Raw genomic sequence first — 19,933 nt, 5'->3', positions numbered from 1 at the left:
TCCGGTCTCCGTGATCAACGGCCTGTATGCACGTGCGCGGCCCACCGGAGCACGTGGGCGGGCCGGAATTCTCGGTAGCGGCGGACCGCGTGGTGGAGGGCGAGCGCGGCGAGCGAAGAATCGGGGTCTGTCGTGCCGTCACGCGTCAGGAAACCGTAGGTGTCCCGTGCGACGGCACGCGCGGTGAGATCGCCGACCGGCCAGAGGGTGCCGATGACCGTGCGGTAACCGGCGAGGGTGAACGCCGACGTGAGGTGCGTAGCCTCGTCGACGTGCCGGGGATTCGTGTCCGCGGTGCTACACGCGGAAAGGTAGGCCATCCGGGCACCGGTCAGGTTCAGTGCGCTGATCTGGGAGACCGTCAACTGCTGCCCGCGGTCGTCCAGTTCGAGGTGGCTCGCCGTGGGATCGCGCCAGTCGCTGACCCCGTGGCAGGCGAAGTGGGCGATGGCGTGCGCGGGAAGTGCGTCCAGCACTGCCATACGGGTGACCACGCCGCCGGCGCCGGGCAGCACGGTCGCCGTGGGCATCAGGCTGCGGAGCAGTTCGACCTCCTTGGCGACGCCCGGCAGCGCCGCGGATTCCGGAGCGCCGGCGGCCGCCACGACGAGCACGTCGTGCGGGCCGGCCGGACCGACGGACGAGGTGTGCAGGAGCGCCCGGGCAGTCGGCGTGTAGGAGGAAACGACCCGGTCCAAGACGGTGTTGACGCTGTGTTCGACTTCGGCCCGGGTTTCGGGGTGGCGTCCCGCTGCATGCAGCGGCAGGTAAGTGGCGATGCCGACCGGGCACCACCGGATATGCGGCCAGTTCGCCCCTGGCGGTGGCGGTGCGGTGTGACCGAGGTGGTCGAGCACCGGCCGGGTCACGACGTCCCAGGTCCAGGCGAACACCTGTTGTGCCTGCTGCCCGGCGGCTTTCTGTTCTTCCGCCGCGCCTTCCTCGTCCGAGGTCGTCCGGATGGCTTCACGGAACAGCTCGGCATAGTTGTACACCGCGTCCTCGGTCATCTCGGGAAGCGCGATCACGTCCACACAATCATGGGGCGAATCGCTCAGCACCAAGGCGAAGGAGAGGTGCTCGTGGACTACCAGGTAGACCACCGGGCCTTCACTCGCGGCATGGCGGAGACCCCGGATCGAGGGCGGCTCGAGAAAACCCGTCAACTTCGGTGTGCCCCGGATCCGCGCGAGCAGGTCCTTCCACCGGCTCAGGACATCGTGCCGGGCCGCCGGGGCGTTCGCGCCGATGGCGTGGTCCATAGTGTCCAGTTCCTCGCGCAGGCGGGAGAATTCGGCGGCCAAGCCAGGTGCCTGACGGCGGATGAGTGTGAGGTCGCCGCGGGTGTCGAGCGTTTCGGAGAACAGCAGACCCCGGCTTTGCTCGAGCAGTTCGACCGCACGCTCAGGGCGGCCGGCGGCGACGGCGGCGGTGGCTGCGGTCGCCGCGATCCCCGTCATGCCGGTGATCCGGTGGCTTCGGTCGTTTCGGGGGAGCTCGCGCGGTGCGAACAGGGCGAGAAGGGCGATCGCGCGTTCGGCCATGGTCACGGCGTGCCCGGCGTCCCCTGCGGCCAGAGCGGCATCCGCGGCACGGTGCGCGGCGGCGATGCGTAGCTCCGTCGGCGATGTTTCCGCGGACCACGCTTCCTCGAGCAGCTTGCCGGCCAGTTCGATGTCTTCGCGATCGCTGGTGATGCCGAACCTGCTCTGCAGGGCGCACCCGAGATTGAACAGGTGACCGCTGATGACGGCGTCCTCGGCTGGAGTCCGGCGCAGGGCCTCACAGTACAACTCGATGGCCTCCTGCAGGCAAGCGAGATCGCCCGCCCGATCGAACCTGCCTCGCAGCGCGTTGGCGAGATTGGCCAGGTACCTCCCGGCGAAGGGATCGTCGTCGCCGGCGGCCTCCGCCGACCGGCGTAGCACGTCTTCCGCCTCGGCCAAGAGGCTGGGGTCCCGGCTTCGCGACGCTTTGAGCCGCAGCGTGATGCCAAGATTGGTCAGGTACATGCCGAGCTCGGTGTGCCCGGCCGGCGTGACTTCCACGGCGCGGCGGAAGGTTTCGATTGCCTCGTCGAGCGGCCCCAGGCCCTCGGTGCGCAGGAACAGGATCCGGAGTGCATTGCCCAAGCTCGACAGGTATGCCCCGAGGCTGCTGTCCCCAGCGAGTGCGGCCGCCACGGCCCGGCGGCCCGCGCTGACCGCTCCCTCGAGGAGAACGGTGTCCCCGTCGTCTTCGAAGCCGGCCAACAGGACGGAGGACAGGTTCGACAGTCGCCGGGCAAGGTAGGGACTGCCGGAAGGGGTGGCGTCCACCGCACGGTACAGCAGTCCGATGGCGTCGTTCAGGTAGGTGTCGTCACCCGTCTTTTCGAATCCGTCCAGGAGCGCACCGCCGAGGTTCGACAAGTAGTCGCCGAGGTCGGGATCGTCGTCCACAGCCATTTCCAACGCGTTGCGAAGAACGGTTGTCGCTTCGTCCAGCGCGGCTGGTTCGCCGGTGTGCTGGAACGATCTCTGCAAGGCCGCGCCGAGATTCGTCAGGTAGGAGGCGAACGAGGCATCGTCGATGGCGGCGTCGTCGACGGCACGGCGGAAGCATTCGACCGCCTCGACCAGCCGTTCCCCGTCCCCGGACAGGCAGAACTCGACCTCGAGAGCGCTGCCCAGGTGGGAGAGGCAGCTGCTCAGGTCGGCTTCGCCGGCGTAGGACACCGCGCGCCGGCACACCTCGATCGACCGGTCGAGTGCGACTGTGTCTCCGGTGTACTCGAAGGACAGCCTCAGCGCGTCACCGAGGTGGGATAGGTACACGGCAAAAACCAGGTTGCTTTCCGGCACGAGCCCGGCCGCATGCTCCGCCGCCGCGACAGCCGCCTGGACGTCGGCGACGTCACCGGACCGCCCGAACCGGTCGAGCAGCACTCCGCCCAAGCCGTCGAGCACCAGCGGCAACTGGGTGTCTTCGACGGGCACGGCCTGCGCCGCCTCGCGCAAGGCGCCGACTGCGTCGTCGAGCACCCCGAGGTCGCTGGTCGCCTCGAACCGGCTGCGCAGCGCGATTCCCAGGTTCGCAAGGTATCTCCCACGATCGGCATAACCCTCCGGAGTGTCGCGTACAACCTCGCGGAACAGGTCGATGGCCTCGTCGAGCACGGCTGGGTCATCGCTGACTTCGTAGGTGGCGGCGAGTCCGAGCGCGTGCCTGCTTACTTGCTCCACTGCGTATGCCTCCAGTAGAGGGAGCACCTCGGACGGCACGGCTACCGGCGAGTTCTCGGCGACCGGCGCCCACAATTCGAGAGCTGCTCCGAGCTCGGCGTCCTCCTCCGGGGGCCTGGCAAGGAATCGCGCCCAGCGCCACGAACCGAGCACCGATCGCACTTCCAGGTCATGGGCCAGATCGGGGAGCGCAGCCACGGACTCGGCGAGGACAGTGATGTCGCCGTCCAGCACCCGGCTGGGCGTGTCGGCATCGAGCGCCGCCAGCGCGTCGCGGAGCGCGGCGATCGCCCGCGATCGCGGACTGGCCGGGCCTGACTCTTCCACCATGCGACCAAACCTCCGCCAGAAGGTTAGCGGCCGAGTCGCTTTCGATCGCGCCGAGAGCAATTCCCCGCGGGCTCGTGGTCGGTGCAGGTCATGCAGCGTCCGGGAGGCCAGGCGAGAGGCGAGGAGTGCGAACGGTGAAGTTCCGTTGAGTTGATCCGGTGCGCAGGTCGGCGGCCCTGTCGTGGCGCAGGTAGCGGGTCATGAGGTCGACGCCGAGGTCGTGCTGCAGGTCCGCCGGCAGAGTGCGCAGCTTCGGAGGTCAAGCCGGTCAAGCCCATCCCGTTCTGCCCGCGGCCGCGCGTCGGACCGCGTCTTGTGGCTGCGCCTCCCCGGTCGTCGTGGTTCATCGGGTCCGGCTGCGAGGTGGTCATCCACAGCCCCGGCTTCGCTGTCGTCCGGTCACCAGTGGCCGACGATACCCGAGGAGCCTGAAGAGACCCCGAATCCGGCTGGCGGTCTCGGTGGCGGCGGGTGAGGATGGACGACGGGTCCGGGGCGGCGGAAACGGGGGACCGATGCGGTGGCGGCGGCGACACGAACCTCCGGCGGTGCCCCTGAGCCCGGCCGGTGAGCGGCTGCACTCCAAGGTGGCCGCCTACTTGAAGTCCTCCGATCCGGCGATGCTCGCCGACGCACAGACGGTGCCGGACGCCGTCGAGGTCGCGCGTACGGTCACGTCCCGGTCCCGGGACCGACCGCCGAACTACCGCGACGCCCACGCGGCCGGGCTGCTGCATTGGCTGCGGGCGGACCATGTCGACACGGCCGGCGCGGTTGTCGAACGCGGTCGAGCGTTGGCGTACTTCCTGCTATTGCTGCGCCGGCACCGCGGCGCCATTCCCGACTCGGCGCTGGCCGAAATCGCCGGGATGGCCGCCCGGCACGTCGGCAAACGCGACGGGGTGCCGCTCTGGAGCGCGCTTGCCGAACAGGCACTCACGTCGTTCGACGAGCAAGGCGACGACGCCTCGCTGCACTGCGCCGCCCTGCTGTTGCGGTTCATCGTCGAGGCCGTGGATCCGGCCGACCCCGCGTATTCCGTTTACCTGGCGACCCTGATCCTGACGCTGCGCCGGCAACGGGAATGGGCGGCCGACCCCCCCGCATCGCCGGCGAAGTCCTCGAGCTCGCCCGGCGTGCGGTGGACGCGAGACCACCGGGTGACGCCGACCGCCCGGTGTACGTTGCGCAGCTGGTCGACGTTCTTACAAGCATCTACATGGCGAACGGCGAGCTCGCCCGGATCGACGAGGCCGTGATGACCGGTCTGAGCGCGGTCGGTACGGCGGGTCCCGTTCAACAGATCGCGATTCTCACGGCCACGGCGACGGCCCTGCACAACCGTTACCTCGACACCGACGCGCTCCCCGACCTCCGCCAGGCGATCAGCCTGGAGCGTCGCGCGGCCGCACTGGCCGACGCCATCCCCGGCTCCGGGGCCGCGCTGCTGTCCACGCTGGCCGATTCATTGACCTCGCTGTACCTGCGGACAGAAGACGAGGCGGTTGGCCGCGATGCCGTCGACGTCCAGCGTCAGGCTTTGGCCGCGGCGACGCCGGGGAGCGAATTGCACACCGAAATCAGCTATGAGCTGGCCTGCACGATGTTCGCGCGATTCCTGCGAACACGGGACGCCGACGACTTCGATTCCGCGATCCAGGCCGCCGAAGCCGGGGAGTCAGGTCCGTGCCGAGGAGCGCGGTGATATGGCCCGTCGGCACGGCCTGGTCGCCCTCACGTGCCAGTTCCGGCACGAACTGAGCGCCGACGTGGACGATCTGCGGCGCGCGGCGGAAGCCTGCGAAGCCGGAGCGAGCGCCTGTGCGGACGACGATCCGACCCGGGCTTCCTACCTGCTCAGCTCCGCTGACATGCTGATGCAGCTCTTCGAGGCCACGGCGGAGGACACTCTCGCGGACCGCGCCACCGCATTGCACCGCGAGGCCGCGGCGATCGCCACCGCTCCCGTCGCCGATCGCTTGCGGGCGACCGTCGGCTGGGCCGCTGGGGAGGCCCGGGGCGGCCGCTACGACGCAGCCGTGGTTGCCTACCAGGCCGCGATCCAGCTCCTGCCGCTGACCGCCTGGCACGGTCTAGAACGAGGCGACCGCGAGTACCTGCTGTCGCTGTCGGCCGGAATGGCGTCCGACGCAGCGGCCGCGGCGATCGCGCTGGATGAGCCGGACCTGGCGCTGGAACTGCTCGAGGAAGGCCGGGGCGTGCTGCTGCGCCAGGCCTTCGACTACCGCCGAGGGCCCGCACTGCTGCGCGAGCGGCACCCCGAGCTGGCGGCCGAACTGGAAACGGTCCGCCGGAGGCTCGACGCGGCGACCGGCCGGGGAGGGGCGGACGGCCTGATCGATCGACGCGCGCTTGCGCAGCGGTGGGATGCGCTGGTGGCCGAAGCCAGGAGTCTCGACGGGTTCGAAGACTTCCTCATGCCTACGCCGTTCGACCGTCTCCGGGCGGCTGCCGAAAGCGGTCCCGTCGTGGTGGTCAACATCAGCGAACTGCGCTGTGACGCGATGGTGCTGACGAAGTCCGGGGTGAGCGTGGTGCCGCTGCCGGACGTGACCCCGGAGACCGTCAACGAACAGGCCGGGCGGCTCGACATCGCGCTCGACTCGGCGGCGCACGACCCGCTGGCCCCGCAGACGCAGTTGACTTCGGTGCTCACATGGCTCGGCCCTCATGTCGTGGCGCCGCTGCTGGGCAAGGTGGCGCCGTGGCGGAGTCAGGGGCAGCCGCTTCCGCGGGTGTGGTGGTGCCCAACCGGCGTGCTCTCGATCATGCCGCTGCACGCTGCGTTGCTGCCCAGCGGCGAGACGGTGTTCGAGCGTTGCATCCTGTCTTACATCGCCACCCTGCGGACGCTCTTGAGCGGCCGAGAGCCGGCCACAACCGAGCCTTCCCGGCCGTTGGTGGTCGGTGTGGCGTCGTCCGCGGAAGGAAGTGCTCTGCTGCCCAGCGCAGGGGCCGAAACTGCCGTCGTGGCGCCCATCCTGGAAGACTCCACGGTGTTGCGGGAAGAAGCCGCGACATGCGCTGCCGTGCTGGCCGAGTTGCCGACGGCGTCTTGGTTCCATTTCGCCGGGCACGCCGAACAGCGGAGCTGGCAGGACGGCGGTCCCGTCCTGCACTGCTGGGACGGGCCGCTACCGGCCACCGACATCGCCATGGTCGCCCTGGACCGTGCAGAATCGCGGTGCTTTCGGCCTGCGATACGGCGTTCGGCGACGTCGAGCTCCGAGACGAGGCAGCCCACCTGACCGGGGCGTTCCAGACCGCCGGGTTTCGGCACGTAGTTGCCACGCAATGGCCGGTCAACGACCGGCGGGCGCGTGCGGCGGTCCGGACTTTCTACCGTCACGTCGTCGGCGACGCGAAGACACCGGACGCCGCCCGCGCCGCGGTGGCCGTGTGGCAGGTCCTGCGGGGCGAGAGGGCTGCGTATCCCGACCGGCCGGCGATCTGGGCGCCATTCGTCCACTTCGGCCCGTGAGCTCCGCCGCAGCCTCGGTTTCGAGGCTGCGGCGGCTTCGACGAAATCCAAGCCGAGGAGATGCGCGACCATTTGCAGCATGTCGATCTCGCCGTCGCCGCGGCCGGCGCGTGAACAAACATTCACCCCGGCACGCCGACCCGGCTGAGGCACGCGAATCCGGCCCACCGAGCCGGGCTGGGCTTCCCCCAGCGGTGCAGCTCGGCCAGCTGCGCGGCTCGCAGGGCCACGGCGGGATGCACGCCGCTCGCCACCTGCTGAACGAGCTCCGCGCAGTGCCGTCCGCCGCTCACGCTGTGCACCTCGATGATCCCGCCGACAACCGCTTGGGCTCCGCCGAGCAGACAGCTGACGGGCAGCCCGAGCGGATCCATGCCGAGCTCGACGGGCACCTGTGCCACGACGCACGACGCGAAGATCACCCAAGGTGGCCAAGGCAATGTGAGCGCTGAACCCGCAGAGATGGCGGGTTTGCCGTCGAAGACGACGTGCTGCGCCATACCGACGTCGTCGCCGTGCGCGGCGATGTAGACACCGCCGACCGAGCCGGACCGCATGGCCCGTGCCATCTCGGGTTCCCCGGCAACGGCCAAATGCCCGAGCGCGGTGAGTGACGCGTGTTCTTCCCCGGTGGCCAGCTCAGGGTCGAGATAGCTGACGAGTGTGGCTCCAGAGCCGGTCGGCGGCCATGTCAGTTCGGGGGCCATTAGCGCGAGAGACGGCGTCAACTGGATCACCGCCGCCTCCACCAACGCCCGGCCGTCGTCGAGGCGGAGCGCCGCCCACGGGAACGCCGCGAGCCGGCCCTGCGGAACGACCACGAGGCTCACCGGCCGGGCGAGGCCCGCCAGCAACGTCCGCAGGGCCGGCGGCAGAAGTCCGGCGCACAATGTGCGCCACCGGTCGACCTCCGCGTTCGTCAGGCGACTCCCCATCACCGTCTGGCGCTCACCGGTGCCCGTGGCCCACAGCGCCGCCAGCAACGACGGATCGGACAGGTCGATCGGGTGAATCGACGGATTCCCGTCCGGCTTCGACCAGATGACGTGCCCGCGGATGCGTGTGCCGCCGAACTCCTGCAACTGGTAGATGAGGCAGTGGGCGCTGCTGGTGGCGGCGCGGAGCCGGTCGAGGTCGACCGGTTCGGGCAGGTACGCCTCCGCGAACTGGGCGGACACCGCCTGGGTCAGCTGTTCGTGATAGTGATCCAGCCGAGCCGTCGCTGGTTCGGCCGACACGCGCTCCTCGAGAACGGTGATCGCCTCGACCGTGGCGCGCAGCTGGTCCGACAGGCCGGGGTTGCGCTCCCGCAGCATCTTCGCGAGCGAGCCGCGCCGCAACGATTCGGCCAGCTCGACGGCCAGCAAGCCGGCGTCCGAATCATGGACGTGCAATCTCGTCATCGCGTCCAGTGCCACGCCGTAGATCTCCGCGTGGCGATTGATCAGCTGGTTGCGGTGCACGCCGGCGGCGAGCTGGCCGCGCGTGGCTTCCAGCTGCCGTACACCCTCGGTGAGGTCGGCAAGGCCTCGGTCGGCCCTGCTGCCGTTGAGTGCCGCGCCGAGCAGGATCCGGGCGATCGCTTGGTCGAACCCGTCCTCGGGCCGGACGAGTGTGTTCACGGCCTGCCGCAGGTACGACGAAGCTGTCGACGGTTTGCCGTGCCGTAGTTCCATCCGCCCGAGCAGCATGCGGATCCGCGCCATCGCGATCGCGATCTGGAGCTTGCGTTCCCGGTCGACCTGATCGTAACCGTCGAGGTCGAACTGCAGCAGCTCGAGCAGGCGCTGCTCCAGGGTCGCGAAGTCTGCGCGGCCGTCCAGCACGGACACGACCGCTACCTCGGAGTCGAGCAACTGTTGCATGTTCCCGCCCCGGAGGAGGCCGCCGACCGCCCTGGTGAGCTCGGTCAGCGCGGCATCCGCCTTGCCAGGTTCCAGCGCCAGTGCCTGGGCACGCGCCGTCGCCACCAGCGGGTCGCGGTAACGGAGCACAACAGGAAGGTTGAGCAACTCCTTCGCCTTCGCGGTATCACCCGCGGCGAGCAACACCCGGCCGGCGGTGCCGTAGACGATTCCGGCCACCGGGTCCGTTCGGGTGACAAGACTCCGCGCCTTGCGCACGTGGTCCACCGCAGCCTGGAGCGAACCGGCGTTCAGGTCGACGTAAGCGCTGGCGGCATACGCCGCCGCACGCGCGGACGTACTCACTCGCTGCTCGGTCGCGAGGTTCGACCACAGCCGCCTGGCGACATGGTGCCGACCTTCGTTCATGGCCCGGCGTGCCGCTTTCCAAAGCTCTCGAGTCCGAGGCTTGCCGGTACCCCAGGGCAGCTTGGGCGCTGACACGGGCATGCCGAGCAGCCGGTTCTCCAGCGGGTTCGCCGCGCGCGGCGCCATCAGGCCGAACAGGACCGCGATGGCGAACAGCGGTAGTGCTGCCCACCTGTACAACAGAAAGGACACCACGCTCAGCAGGACCGGCCCGGTGACAGCCGGCGTGTTGTCTCGTCGTGAGACCGACCACGTCAGCAACGCGGGCGGCAGCAGCGCGACCCAGGCCGGCACCGTCCACCCGAAGAGCTCGCCCGGGTTCACGAGCCCGAGCAGTGCCAGGGCCACCAGGGTGACGCCGGTGGCACCGAGCCTGACCAGAACTCCGAGCACGCCTTCGGCGAACACCATGCGCAGCATGCGGACCTCGACATTCGGCCCGGCGGTCGGATACGGCCACTCCCACAGCAGCAGGCCACGCGCCAGAATCCGGGTGGTCACGAATAGTTTCCGCACGTCCGCCGTCGCCCAGGCGGCGAGCCACGTCTCGAATACCCGGTCCAGCAGCTCCAGAGAAAGATCAGGGGAAGCGAGCTCTCGCTGAAGGGCTCGCTCGGCGTGATAGGGCCGGAGGTCGCCGAAGAGCGCACGACGGCCGCGCCGCACCGTCAACAGCCCACGTCGCCGGGTCCGTCCGGCAAGCTGGATGGCGGTGAAGCCGACAGCGGCGCGGGCCAGTACGGCAACGCCGGCCAGCGGCGACACCAGATAGGCAGGCACGGCCACGACGACTCCGAGCCACTGCCACCGAACCGGTCTCACCAAAACCACGAGGAGGAAGGCACCCGACGCGAGCAGGAACCCAGCGCCGGCCACGCCGCCCAGCACGCAGCCGACGAGCGCGACGATCGTTGTGAACGGCTTGAGATACAGCCAGAACGCCCTGGCCGGCATCGGCCACGTCTGCCGTTGCCTGCGGAGGGCCTCGCGCATTGTCCGAGGTTCGGTTCGTGTTTCGGCCATTTCAGCGCCCCGCTTCGCGCATCGGCGCGCCGATGCGTCGCCACTCCTGGTCCGCGAGCAGCTCGTCATTTCGGGAGCCGGCCCGTACGGCCAGTTCCATTCGTGCGATCAACAGCTCCCCACCGGGCTGCTTGCCTGCTTCCAGCAGCATCCGCGACATCTGCTCGGTCGTCAGGCCCGCCAGCGTCACCATGGCGTTCCCGCCGGCTCGCTTCCTCCCCAGTGCGACTTGGGCGTGGGAGTACGGCAGCAATGCCCCGATCGCGGCGAGCAGGTGAACGTCCACCGGCGTCGCCCGGTCCGGTCGCTGCGCGACCACGAGAGCAGCCTCCGCCGCGATCACCGTCCACGCCGTGCTGTCGACCAGGCCACCCTCGCTTCCGTCCACGTGGGACAACGGGCTGGCATCGGCGGGCCACCGGGATGGCTCGTCTCGGAGGGCGGCCGTCACCAAGGTCACGGTATCCACCCGGCCGCTTCCCGCCACCTCCAGGTATCGCGCAAGCGCGGGTGGCACGCCGGCAACAGCCGCGGCCAGGGCCTGCTCGGTCAGTGGGGCGACCAGGGGGAACCGCAGCCGGACGCGGATAGCGAGCTGGGTCCCCACCGCCAGCCCGGCGGCGACTACGGCCGGCCAAGCGCCGACCACCAGCGCGCCGATCGCACCGGCGACCGTGAGCATCGTCGAGCCCAGCGTTCCGATCAGCACGACGATGGAAACCGCCAGCCAGAACCAGTTGCCGACCACTCCCGCGTGTACGGCGGCGCCGACAGCGACGAACGTGGCCGACAACGCCGACCAGGCCCACAACCGCTTCCCCGGCAGGTACCGCGCCGTCATGCCTGCGCCCTCGCGGCCGTCCTGGCCCTGCTCCGCAGCCGCGCGGCACGCAGTGGTGCCAGGTGGGCATCGAAGCGGGGCGCGGGTGGTCGCGGTGTACTTGCGGCGCGCGACGAACGCGCGATGTTCCGCGAGCGTCAGCCGCACACCCGTTCGGGCGGTCAGTACGCCGCGTTCGGCCCGTTCACAGAGCCAGCTCACGAGAGCGTCGGCGGCCAGCACGGTGGCGGCGACGGGGTCGAACACGGCGAGCCCCATCGCACAGACAGCGGGAAACCACGCTGTGACGGCCGGTGGGCCGAGAAAGACGGCGAGCAGGAAAGCGAGCTCCCACCAGGCACTGGCCGAAATCGCGTGTCGCAGGATCAACACTGCCGCGGCCGCCATAAGGGTCAAGCCGGCGATCGACCAGATGTGGACGTCATTGCGTACCCGGGGACGAGTGTTCTCGTCGAGTTCGGTCATGGCCCCCGCCGCCAGCTGCCGGGGGGTCACGCCGGCGAGTCCCACCACGGCCGTGAGTGCGGGCGAGGGGCGATCGGCTAGGGCGAAGATCACCTGGTGCGCATTCGGAGCCATTACGCCGAACTCCTCCCGCGCGGACTCGACGACCGAGGTCGCGGGCCGGGTCCCGAACAGCCGTGCCTCGGCCACGACTTCCGCATGCGCCTGCGCGAGAAGTCGATCATTGTCGGCGCGGCCTATGGCGCCGCTGTCAACCAGTACCGCGAGCAGGTCCAGGTCATCCGGCCGGCGCATCCCGGACAGTCGCTCGGCTCGCTCGACCCATTCCGTGTCGTGCACTGGCTTTTCGAGACCGATCTCGCCCTCGCTCCAACGCAGCTCATGCTCGACGAGTGCGAGCAGCTCATCATGACTGATCTCTCCACCGGCGAGCAAAGTGCGCGCCGCACCGGCGTCCTCGTCAGCCAGCAGAGCGAAAGCCAGCAGCCCGGCAGGTATCGGGGTCATGCCGTGTTCGGTGGCGATCGCGGCGGCGAGGGACAACGACCGCGTGAGGTCGCCGGATAACCGGACACCGTGCCAGGTGGTCGCCTGATGGGCATGATCCACGTCCGCCGCCAGGTCTGAGACCTCTGGCAGTGAGTTTCCGGTCCGGCGCCGTATTCGGTCCCAGTTGCCGTAGATGTCCATGCGAGAAAGCGCGAGAAGAACGCGGCCAGTCGAAAGTGTCTCGTGCGGGCGCAACTCTTCCGCCGCCAGTTGGCACGCGTAGGCTGCGGTTTCGCCAAGGGGGATCGTCTGCCATTTCCAGCTCAATCCGCCCACCAGTTGTTGCTTCGTGCCACTTCGATTCCTGCGGGGTGTAGCGAGTCGACCCGCGGATAGTACCCGAGATGCCGAACCGCGCTAGTGACAAAAACTGGACACTTCGATGCCTTCATTCGGAATGCGCGGCATCCTCTTCATGCAATACCGCGCAGTAACCGGCACCTGCGGTCACGATCGGCGTGCAAGGTGCTTAAGGTGGCATCCATGAGCAGTGACATGCCTGCGCGACAGTCGGCCGGAGTGCCGGCGGATCTCCGATCCGACGTGCTGGACATCCTGTCCGACACTGTGCAGTGGCGACTTCCGGCGGCGCGTTGGGAAGGCGTCGAGAAGCTGGTGCAGGCGCTGCACGACGCCGCCAGGCAGGGAGACTTGGCGAAGCTGGAGGCGACCCTCGGCGATCTGGAGCTGGCGGCGCCCCTGCGCATCACGCCCATTGGGGGTGAGCAGACGGTGCAGGCGACGTCGAAGTTGCGGAACCTCGCCGACCGCGTCGTCCACGACCTCGGCCAGGGAATCGGTTCGGAGATCCGCGGACTGGGCGACGACCGGCGTGACGAGGATGACGCGAGCAATGCCACCAGTCGTTGACCAGGAGTTCGTCGCGCACCTCTTCGCGTTCGAAGGCGGACCTCGAGCCGACCGCGCATACGAGCAGTTGCGTGCCCTGTGGACGGCGTGCGGCGACCAACTCGGCATGTCGGTCCCGATCGACGGTCTCGGGGTGCCGGATCACCTGCCGGAGAACAAAGGGGAGTTGCGGCCCGGCGACTACCTTGCCGCCCGGCAGCGCGCCGGCAATCCCGACCGGCAGTGCGTCCTGCGTCGCGTGGGTGGTGGTGTGCTCGCCCTGTCCGTGATGATGGTTCAACCGCGGCCGGAGCGGACCGGTGTCCTGCGTCGCCGGGGGAACGGCGCCCGGCTCGGCTGGGCCGATTTCGCCCTGCTGTGGTCACGAGCGACGGCTGGCGGAACGGACGCGTTGCTCGATGAGACTGTCTTGTTGTTGGCCCGGACCCAGACGAAGCGGAACCCGTCGGCGAAGGCCACCGAGCAGCTCGGGCGGTCGCTGGGGGACTTGCTGCCCCACGACGAAACCCGCGATCTTGAATGGTGGCATGCGGGCAGCACAACGGCCAGTGGCCTGGGCGTGTGGGACGTTCGCCGCAGGGATCCCCGTGCGCGGGAACTGGTGGTCGTGGCGTCCCCGGCGGGAGACCGGGAGCTGAGCGAATGGGTGTGGCTGAAGCCGGGCGCGCTGCTGCCGCCGCTGGCCGAGTACCTCCTCGAGGCCGCAGTCGTCCGCCACCACGCACGGGTGCTCGAGAGCTGGCAGGCGGCACCGCGGCTGACGGACCTCGACCGGCTCGTCGCCGAGATCAGCGCGACGTTCGGCGGGAAACAGGAGTCCGGTGCGCGCTCGGCGCTCCTGCGTTCGCACCTGGATCGACTGCAGGAGAACGAACTCCATCTCGGCACGCTCATCGAGCGCCTGCAGCGCGTCGTCGACGAGACTGACGCGGGCGTACGCCGGATGGAGGATACCTGGGGAGATCCGGGCTCGGTGCTCCCGAACGACCGTTCGCTCGCCACCTGGCTGAGGGGCGAGGTGATGGCCGAGTTGGCACAACACCGCAACCGGCTGACCCGCGTGATGCATACACGCCGAGTCGTCGCCGACGAACTCGATCGAGCGTCACGTGCGACGGACGGCACCAGGGCCGTGGTCGCCGAGCCGGCGCCGGAAGACCCCTCGCGCAAGGTGTTCGTCATCCACGGGCGCGACAACCAAGTGCGGAAAACCTTTTTCTCGTTCTTCCAGGCTCTCGACCTGCGGCCGCAGGACTTCGAACTGCTCGTCACCGCCACCGGCGGTACGTCTCCCAACACCGTCGACGTGGTTCGGCGTGCGCCCGAGATCGCCCAGGCGATCGTCGTGCTGGTAACCCCGGACGACACCGTTGTCCTGCACCCCGACCTGGCAAGAGAGCAGGATCCGGACTTCGAGACCGCAGTGGGGAGTCAGGCGCGACCGAATGTGCTCGTCGAACTCGGCATGGCGTTGATGGCCTATCCGGACCGTACGATCATCATCGAAATGGGCTCCCTACGGCCCATCAGCGACCTGAGTGGCCTGCACGTCGTCCGGTTCGACGGATCTGGTCCCGCCATCGCCAGGGTGGTGTCTCGGCTGAAAACAGCGGGCTGCCCGGTCGACGAAAGCGACAGGAGCTGGAAAGACCCCGCACGGTTCGCCGATCTCGCCGCCTTCACCAGGAGACCTCGCGAGCTGCGGTGATCGGCCGAGCCAGACCACGGCCGACTCGGCCGATGCCGCGAAGACCGCGCCACGGCGCCGTCGGCTCTGTTGCTCTTGGCAGACTGGGACCGGCGCGCCAAGAGAATTCGTCGTCGCGCGCAGTCAGGAGCCGGCGTATCGGGTGTCGACTAGGAGCGGCTCTGCCGCGTTGTCGGACACTGGTCCGGAAGGTGCGCACCGACCTCCCTCATCTCGATCCACGCACTCGGGGCCCGGGCGAAATCGGCCTATTCTGGAGTACCTGTGCCCGATGACAGGAGAGGCAGGCCGAAGTGCCGAAAAGGCCAGGGCCGAACCAAGTTCGGCTGAGCGAGGGACTGGCAAGGGCTGTAGGCGTGCTCGGCGGGGTCCGCGCAGCCGAGGCGGCGAGCGGTATCGGGAAGTCGACGTGGGATGACGCGCAGAAGGGCCGAGCATTGCCGAACCCGGCCACCACCTGGCCGGTCATGCGCGTGGTCTTGATGAAGATCCCGGTCGTCGCCACCGGCGTCCGGAATTGGGATCAGCTCTACGAGGCCGCGTGCGTCGAGGCCGGCGTACGTGCCCGTCGGACCACACCGGGAGGCCCGCCCGGCTTCTCGCCCGACCGCGGCAGCCAGGTACCGCAGCTTCTCCCGCCCGGAGTGGGCGCGTTCACTGCCCGGGGTGGCGAGCTCGCCCGTCTGGACAAGTTGTTGCTCGGCTTGGGCAGCGGCACGGTGCCGATGGTGGTGGTGACCGGGGAGCCGGGCATCGGCAAGACGGCGCTCGCGGTCACCTGGGCCTGGCGGCACGTCGGTGAGTTCGACGGCGGCGTCCTGTACCAGGACCTGCGGGGCTGGGGGCCGGACGAACCGGCGTCACCCGAGGAGGTGCTCACCAACTGGCTGAACCAGCTGGGCCTGGACACCTCTGCCATGCCGGACGACGTGGCCAGCCGCTCGTCGGCGTTGCGGTCGGCACTCGCGGGCAGGCGGGTGCTGGTTCTGTTGGACAACGCCCGGGACGAGGAGCAGGTGCGCCCTTTGCTGCCGGGGACGCCGCTGTGCCCGGTATTGATCACCAGCCGGGAAATGTTGTCAGGCCTGGTCATTCACCACGACGCGACGGTAGTCGGATTGGACTTGCTGACCACTGAGGAGTCCGTACGTCTCTTGCACGAGCTGGTCGGTCCCCGTGTGGGCGAGGAAACGACGGCGGCCGAGCGGCTCGTGGACCTGTGCGGACGGCTCCCGCTCGCATTGAGGGTGGTAGCGGAGAATGCACGCGTACGCACGGCGGCATCTCTCACGTCTCTCGCGGAAGAACTGGTCGACGAACACGACCGCTTGGAGGAACTCGACGGACCCGACCCACGGTCGGCGCCGCGTGGCGTGTTCTCGTGGTCGTACCGCCAGCTCCCCGTCGATGTTGCTGCGGTGTTCCGGGCAGTCGGCTTCTTCCCGGGACGGACGTTCGACGCGAACACCATCGCAGCGCTGTCCGCCCTGTCACCCCTTACCGCGGTCAGGCACCTGCGGGCGCTCGTGCGCGTGCACCTCGCCCGGGAGGTCGAGGGGCGGTTTGAAATGCACGATCTCATCCGGCTTTACGCAGCGGAGCTGGCGAACGACGACGGCGACACCCACGACGCCCGTCAGCGGATGCTCGACTACTTCGTGCACACCGCCAGGTACGCGGACGAACTTCTGGAGCCGCACCGGTACCGGATCCAGCTGTCCGGAGCCGCGCCGGTACCGGCGCCGTTCGACGACTACGAGGGTGCCTTCACGTGGTTCCACACCGAGACCGCCAACGCCGTCGCGTTGTGCAGGCTGGACGATCCGCGGCTGGACACCGCGAGATGGCTGCTGGCGTGCTTCTTCCGCGGGTTCTTCTTCCTCACCAAGCGGACCCACGAGTGGATCGAAACTCACCGGCTCGCGCTGGCAGGGGCGATTCGATCCGGTGACCGGAAGGGGGAAGCCGTCACTCGGAGCTACCTGGGAGTCGCACTGCACGAACGTGGTGACGACGAAGCCGCCCTGGTGCAGTACGAGAGTGCCAACCGGCTGTTCCACGAGGTGGGCGACGAGTACGGGGCCAGCAACACACTCGCCCAGCAGGCGGTGGCCCACCGCCGTCGCGGTGAGTTCGACCAAGCGCTTCGGTTGACGACGAAGGCGCTCGCCTTCTACCGGAAGGTGGGGTTGGTGCGCAATGTCGCCATCACGATCCGCTCGCTCGGGTGGATCGAATTGGAGCTGGGGTACTTCGCCGATGCGGAACGGCACCTCACGGAGTCGCTCACGCTCTGCCGGCAGCTGGGCCGGGGGATGGTCATGGACATCGCTCGCGCGCACAACGCCCTTGGCCAGGTACTGCTGCGCCTCGGCAGGTACGGCGAGGCCGAGCAGTCGCACAGGTCGGCCATCGAGGCAAGCAGCAGCTGCGGCAGCCGGTTCGAGGAGGCGTTGGCCCTGGACGGCTTGGGCAAGGTCGCCCGGGCCACCGGCGATCACGCGGCCGCAGACGCGTTCTTCCAGGACGCCGTGGACGCCTTGGACGAGATCGGATCGCCGCTGGCGAGTGAGCTGCGGGCGGAGCTCGGTGCGTTCCGTGCCGAGAGTGGCCGGTAACGGCCTGGTCAGGCGTCTCTGGTGAAGATCTCCCCGGTCCAGCGGGCGTCGACACCCATCACGCAGAGTCCCGCCCAGTCGGACGGTCCGAGCTCGGGGTGCTCGTCCCGCACACGCAACTGTGCCGACCGGAGCGCGCGACACACCGGAACACCCGAACCGAGCAGTGGGAGCAGGTGCTGTACCACCAGCGCCGAGCCGATTCCGCCGATGACCCCGGTGCCGGCGATCACCGTGTCCGCCTCTCCCAGCACCGCTCCCACCGCCAGGCTCAGCGGGTCCGTGCCGTAGCGGCTTGCTGCGGTTCCACTCCAGCAGCCGGTGAGCACGACCACTGGGGGCAGCACCAGGTTGGCCAGGCGTTCCAGCGTGATGTTCGTGTGGCCGAGGGAGGCCGTCTCGCCTGCGGTGTCACCGTATCCGTTGACGTACAACAACGAGGCCGTCCCGAGTGCGTCGAGGTCCGGGAGCTGGACGTGGCCGTTCGGCCAGGTGTTCAGCGCCTCGTGCTCGAGGTCGTGACCGGGCAGTCGCGGGTCGAGGATGCTGACTGCCGGGCCAGGCGACCGGCCCGGCCGCGTACGGCTCCTGTTACTCATCAACCCCGCTGTGCGCAGACTCGGGGTGAGCGCGACTTCGGCCACATCGGCGAGGTGCACCCCGTCCCGGAGAAGTGCGCCGAGCGGTACCTGCCAAAGCCGCGGGTCCGGACAGACCAGAACCGAGCGGGGACGGTCCCTGGTGCCGGACCAGATCTCCTCGTGGGAGAACAGAAAGGTCCCCAGGCTTTCCCACGTCGCTCGGGTGACACCACGCTGCGGTAGTTCGTCTCCCCGCGACAGCGCGGCCAGCAGTTTCCCGACGGCCAGGGAGGCGACCTCGAACCGGGTCTGCCAGCCGGTCTCCCTGGTCCACACCGTGCACGCCGACCACCAGCCGGTGGTGTCGGTGCCCACCTGGGCGAGTACCACCACATCAGCGTGCCCGGCGAGTTCCGTTTCCGGCGGGAGATGCCCGGGGAGGGGAAGGTCGGGCACCGGGGCGGCCAAGTGACCGGTCCGCAGGGTGGTGGCGGCGATGGCGCCGACCTCGAACACCTTGCTCAGTATCGAGGGATCCGCAGGGGCCGGGACGACGCGCAGCTCGTCGAGGGTGCCGAGGCCGGTCTTGCCGGAGAGGATCTGGTTCAGGACGTCCGCGCGTCCCGTCTCGGCGATCTGGGCGACTGCCTCGGCGTCGCCGATCCTCGCGTGCAGGAGTACGCCGGCCGCGTAGATCTCTTCCCGTTGCGCGTGCATCGACCAGCGGGTCGCGGGCTCGTCCAGGGATGCACGCTGCCAGTCTGCGGCCAGCAGCGCGGCACGGCTCGCGGTCAGCCAGAGCCGCGGCTGGAGGGGGACGTCGCCGGACAGCCGGAGCAGGTCGGACAGGGCCAGCATCGTGCGGGTCAGGTCGGCGCGTTCTGGGGCGGAAGCGACTTCGAGCACAGCGGCGAGGTGCTGGGCTGCCGCCAGCGGGTCCTTCGTCGTGGTGATCAGGTTCCGCGCCACGTGCCGGTGCCACCGCAACGCTTCGAGCGTAGTCCGGTTCTCGTACAGCCGACGTGCAGCCTCCAGCGTGGCCGCAACCGCCGGCTGGTCACCCAGCTCGTTCAGCACCTCGGCCTTCTCCAGGAGCACCTGCCCCAGCCGGTAGTCGTCCTGCTTCGTGCGGAACCCGGCTTCCAACCGGTCTGCCTGCTCGAGTGCCTGCGTCAGCTCTCCTACCGCTCGCAGGCACGTGATCTGACGAATCCGCACAATGTCGACGTTGGTGGGACTTATTCCGGTGAAGTGCTTCTCGGCCCTCCGGTAGGACTCCAGGGCCGGGGCACCTCGACCCAACACGATTTCGAGACCGCCCTCCCGCAAGGCAACGAGGCCTTCAGTGAAGGGGTCGGTCGAGTTGGTCTCGGCGAACCGGCGCGCCTCGCGCACCGTCGCCACCGCGTCGTCCAGGTTGCCTTGCACCCGGTACAGCATCGATCGTTGCAGAAGCGTACGAACGCGAGCTCCGCGCAACTCGGTCAACTGCGAGAACCGGTCACACACGGCCAGTGCGCGTTCGCAGTACTCGTGTCCCTCCGCGTAGGAGGCGGAGACCTCGCGTATGGCGGCGAGCTCGCGCCACGCGCGGGCGTGTGCCAACGCCGTGGTTTCGTCGACCTCGTCGCGGAGCAACGTTCGGTACCACACCTCTGCCACGAGAAAGCAGGCTTGGAGGCGATGACGTTGTGCGAGGTGATGGGTCGCTTCCGCAAAACGGCGGTGATCACCGATCTGTCGCGCGACACTTCGCTCGGCGAACAGGAGACGCTGTGCCTGTCGGAAGTCCGCGGCACGTGACGCCCTCGTCGAGAGCCGCTCGTAGTACTCCGCCAGCGTGGCGAAATCCTCCTGTGCAGCCAGCGTTGCCGCCGTCTGGTACTCGTTACCTACCAGTACCCTCGCCGGATCGGCGAGAAAGTCCAGCAGCCGTTCCACGGGACCCG

Annotated in this window: 11 protein-coding genes; 7 read left to right on the top strand and 4 right to left on the bottom strand. The window is 69.1% G+C overall.

Annotation, left to right across the window (positions count from 1 at the left end):
• Nucleotides 1–14: 14 nt before the first annotated feature.
• The gene (locus OG439_RS20365) at nucleotides 15–3,554 is read right to left on the bottom strand and encodes a CHAT domain-containing protein (RefSeq protein WP_326950949.1); all 3,540 of its coding nucleotides are present in this window, start codon (nucleotides 3,552–3,554) and stop codon (nucleotides 15–17) included.
• Between the two features lie 548 nt (nucleotides 3,555–4,102).
• Between OG439_RS20365 and OG439_RS20360 the strand changes: the two genes are divergently transcribed.
• From OG439_RS20360 to OG439_RS50410, 4 genes are read left to right on the top strand one after another with little or no spacing between them, the layout of a single operon-like run.
• Nucleotides 4,103–4,813, top strand: a complete 711-nt coding sequence (locus tag OG439_RS20360) for a hypothetical protein (RefSeq protein ID WP_326950948.1) — start codon at nucleotides 4,103–4,105, stop codon at nucleotides 4,811–4,813.
• Complete coding sequence (locus OG439_RS20355; protein ID WP_326950947.1) at nucleotides 4,774–5,259, top strand: hypothetical protein; 486 nt, start codon at nucleotides 4,774–4,776, stop codon at nucleotides 5,257–5,259. The genes OG439_RS20360 and OG439_RS20355 overlap by 40 nt, the downstream gene beginning before the upstream one ends.
• 1 nt (nucleotide 5,260) lies before the next feature.
• Nucleotides 5,261–6,823 carry a CHAT domain-containing protein gene (locus OG439_RS20350; protein WP_326950946.1) on the top strand — a complete coding sequence of 521 codons (1,563 nt, stop codon included), beginning with the start codon at nucleotides 5,261–5,263 and terminating at the stop codon, nucleotides 6,821–6,823.
• The gene (locus OG439_RS50410; RefSeq protein ID WP_442792315.1) at nucleotides 6,760–7,056 is read left to right on the top strand and encodes a CHAT domain-containing protein; all 297 of its coding nucleotides are present in this window, start codon (nucleotides 6,760–6,762) and stop codon (nucleotides 7,054–7,056) included. The genes OG439_RS20350 and OG439_RS50410 overlap by 64 nt, the downstream gene beginning before the upstream one ends.
• A gap of 122 nt (nucleotides 7,057–7,178) precedes the next feature.
• Here the strand turns inward: OG439_RS50410 and OG439_RS20345 are convergent, their stop codons facing one another.
• Both OG439_RS20345 and OG439_RS20340 read right to left on the bottom strand, forming a co-directional pair.
• A complete protein-coding gene (locus OG439_RS20345) occupies nucleotides 7,179–10,322 on the bottom strand; it encodes a CHAT domain-containing protein (RefSeq protein ID WP_326950945.1) in 3,144 nt (1,047 codons plus the stop codon).
• Nucleotides 10,323–10,353: 31 nt separating this feature from the next.
• Nucleotides 10,354–12,483, bottom strand: coding sequence for a hypothetical protein (locus OG439_RS20340; RefSeq protein ID WP_326950944.1), 2,130 nt, complete (start codon nucleotides 12,481–12,483; stop codon nucleotides 10,354–10,356).
• A 207-nt stretch (nucleotides 12,484–12,690) separates the two neighbouring features.
• Between OG439_RS20340 and OG439_RS20335 the strand changes: the two genes are divergently transcribed.
• From OG439_RS20335 to OG439_RS20325, 3 genes are all read left to right on the top strand, one after another.
• Complete coding sequence (locus tag OG439_RS20335; protein WP_326950943.1) at nucleotides 12,691–13,077, top strand: CATRA system-associated protein; 387 nt, start codon at nucleotides 12,691–12,693, stop codon at nucleotides 13,075–13,077.
• Nucleotides 13,061–14,785, top strand: coding sequence for a CATRA conflict system CASPASE/TPR repeat-associated protein (locus tag OG439_RS20330; RefSeq protein WP_326950942.1), 1,725 nt, complete (start codon nucleotides 13,061–13,063; stop codon nucleotides 14,783–14,785). Before OG439_RS20335 ends, OG439_RS20330 begins: the two co-directional genes overlap by 17 nt.
• Before the next feature lie 356 nt (nucleotides 14,786–15,141).
• Nucleotides 15,142–17,403, top strand: coding sequence for an ATP-binding protein (locus OG439_RS20325; RefSeq protein WP_326950941.1), 2,262 nt, complete (start codon nucleotides 15,142–15,144; stop codon nucleotides 17,401–17,403).
• Between the two features lie 8 nt (nucleotides 17,404–17,411).
• Here OG439_RS20325 and OG439_RS20320 read toward each other — a convergent pair whose 3' ends face one another.
• Complete coding sequence (locus tag OG439_RS20320; RefSeq protein ID WP_326950940.1) at nucleotides 17,412–19,925, bottom strand: hypothetical protein; 2,514 nt, start codon at nucleotides 19,923–19,925, stop codon at nucleotides 17,412–17,414.
• Between the last annotated feature and the right edge of the window lie 8 nt (nucleotides 19,926–19,933).

It is taken from the genome of Amycolatopsis sp. NBC_01307 (genome assembly GCF_035975215.1).
Taxonomy (GTDB): domain Bacteria; phylum Actinomycetota; class Actinomycetes; order Mycobacteriales; family Pseudonocardiaceae; genus Amycolatopsis.
The sequence above is the reverse complement of the archived record's forward strand: the minus strand, read 5'-3'. Positions and strand labels throughout refer to the sequence as shown.

Bases quoted from the DNA above. Each gene is read 5' to 3' on its own strand.
- OG439_RS20365 (WP_326950949.1), bottom strand. From the start codon at position 3,554: ATGGTGGAAGAGTCAGGCCCGGCCAGTCCGCGATCGCGGGCGATCGCC.
- OG439_RS20355 (WP_326950947.1), top strand. From the start codon at position 4,774: ATGGCGAACGGCGAGCTCGCCCGGATCGACGAGGCCGTGATGACCGGT.
- OG439_RS20350 (WP_326950946.1), top strand. From the start codon at position 5,261: ATGGCCCGTCGGCACGGCCTGGTCGCCCTCACGTGCCAGTTCCGGCAC.
- OG439_RS20345 (WP_326950945.1), bottom strand. From the start codon at position 10,322: ATGCGCGAGGCCCTCCGCAGGCAACGGCAGACGTGGCCGATGCCGGCC.
- OG439_RS20335 (WP_326950943.1), top strand. From the start codon at position 12,691: ATGAGCAGTGACATGCCTGCGCGACAGTCGGCCGGAGTGCCGGCGGAT.
- OG439_RS20330 (WP_326950942.1), top strand. From the start codon at position 13,061: ATGCCACCAGTCGTTGACCAGGAGTTCGTCGCGCACCTCTTCGCGTTC.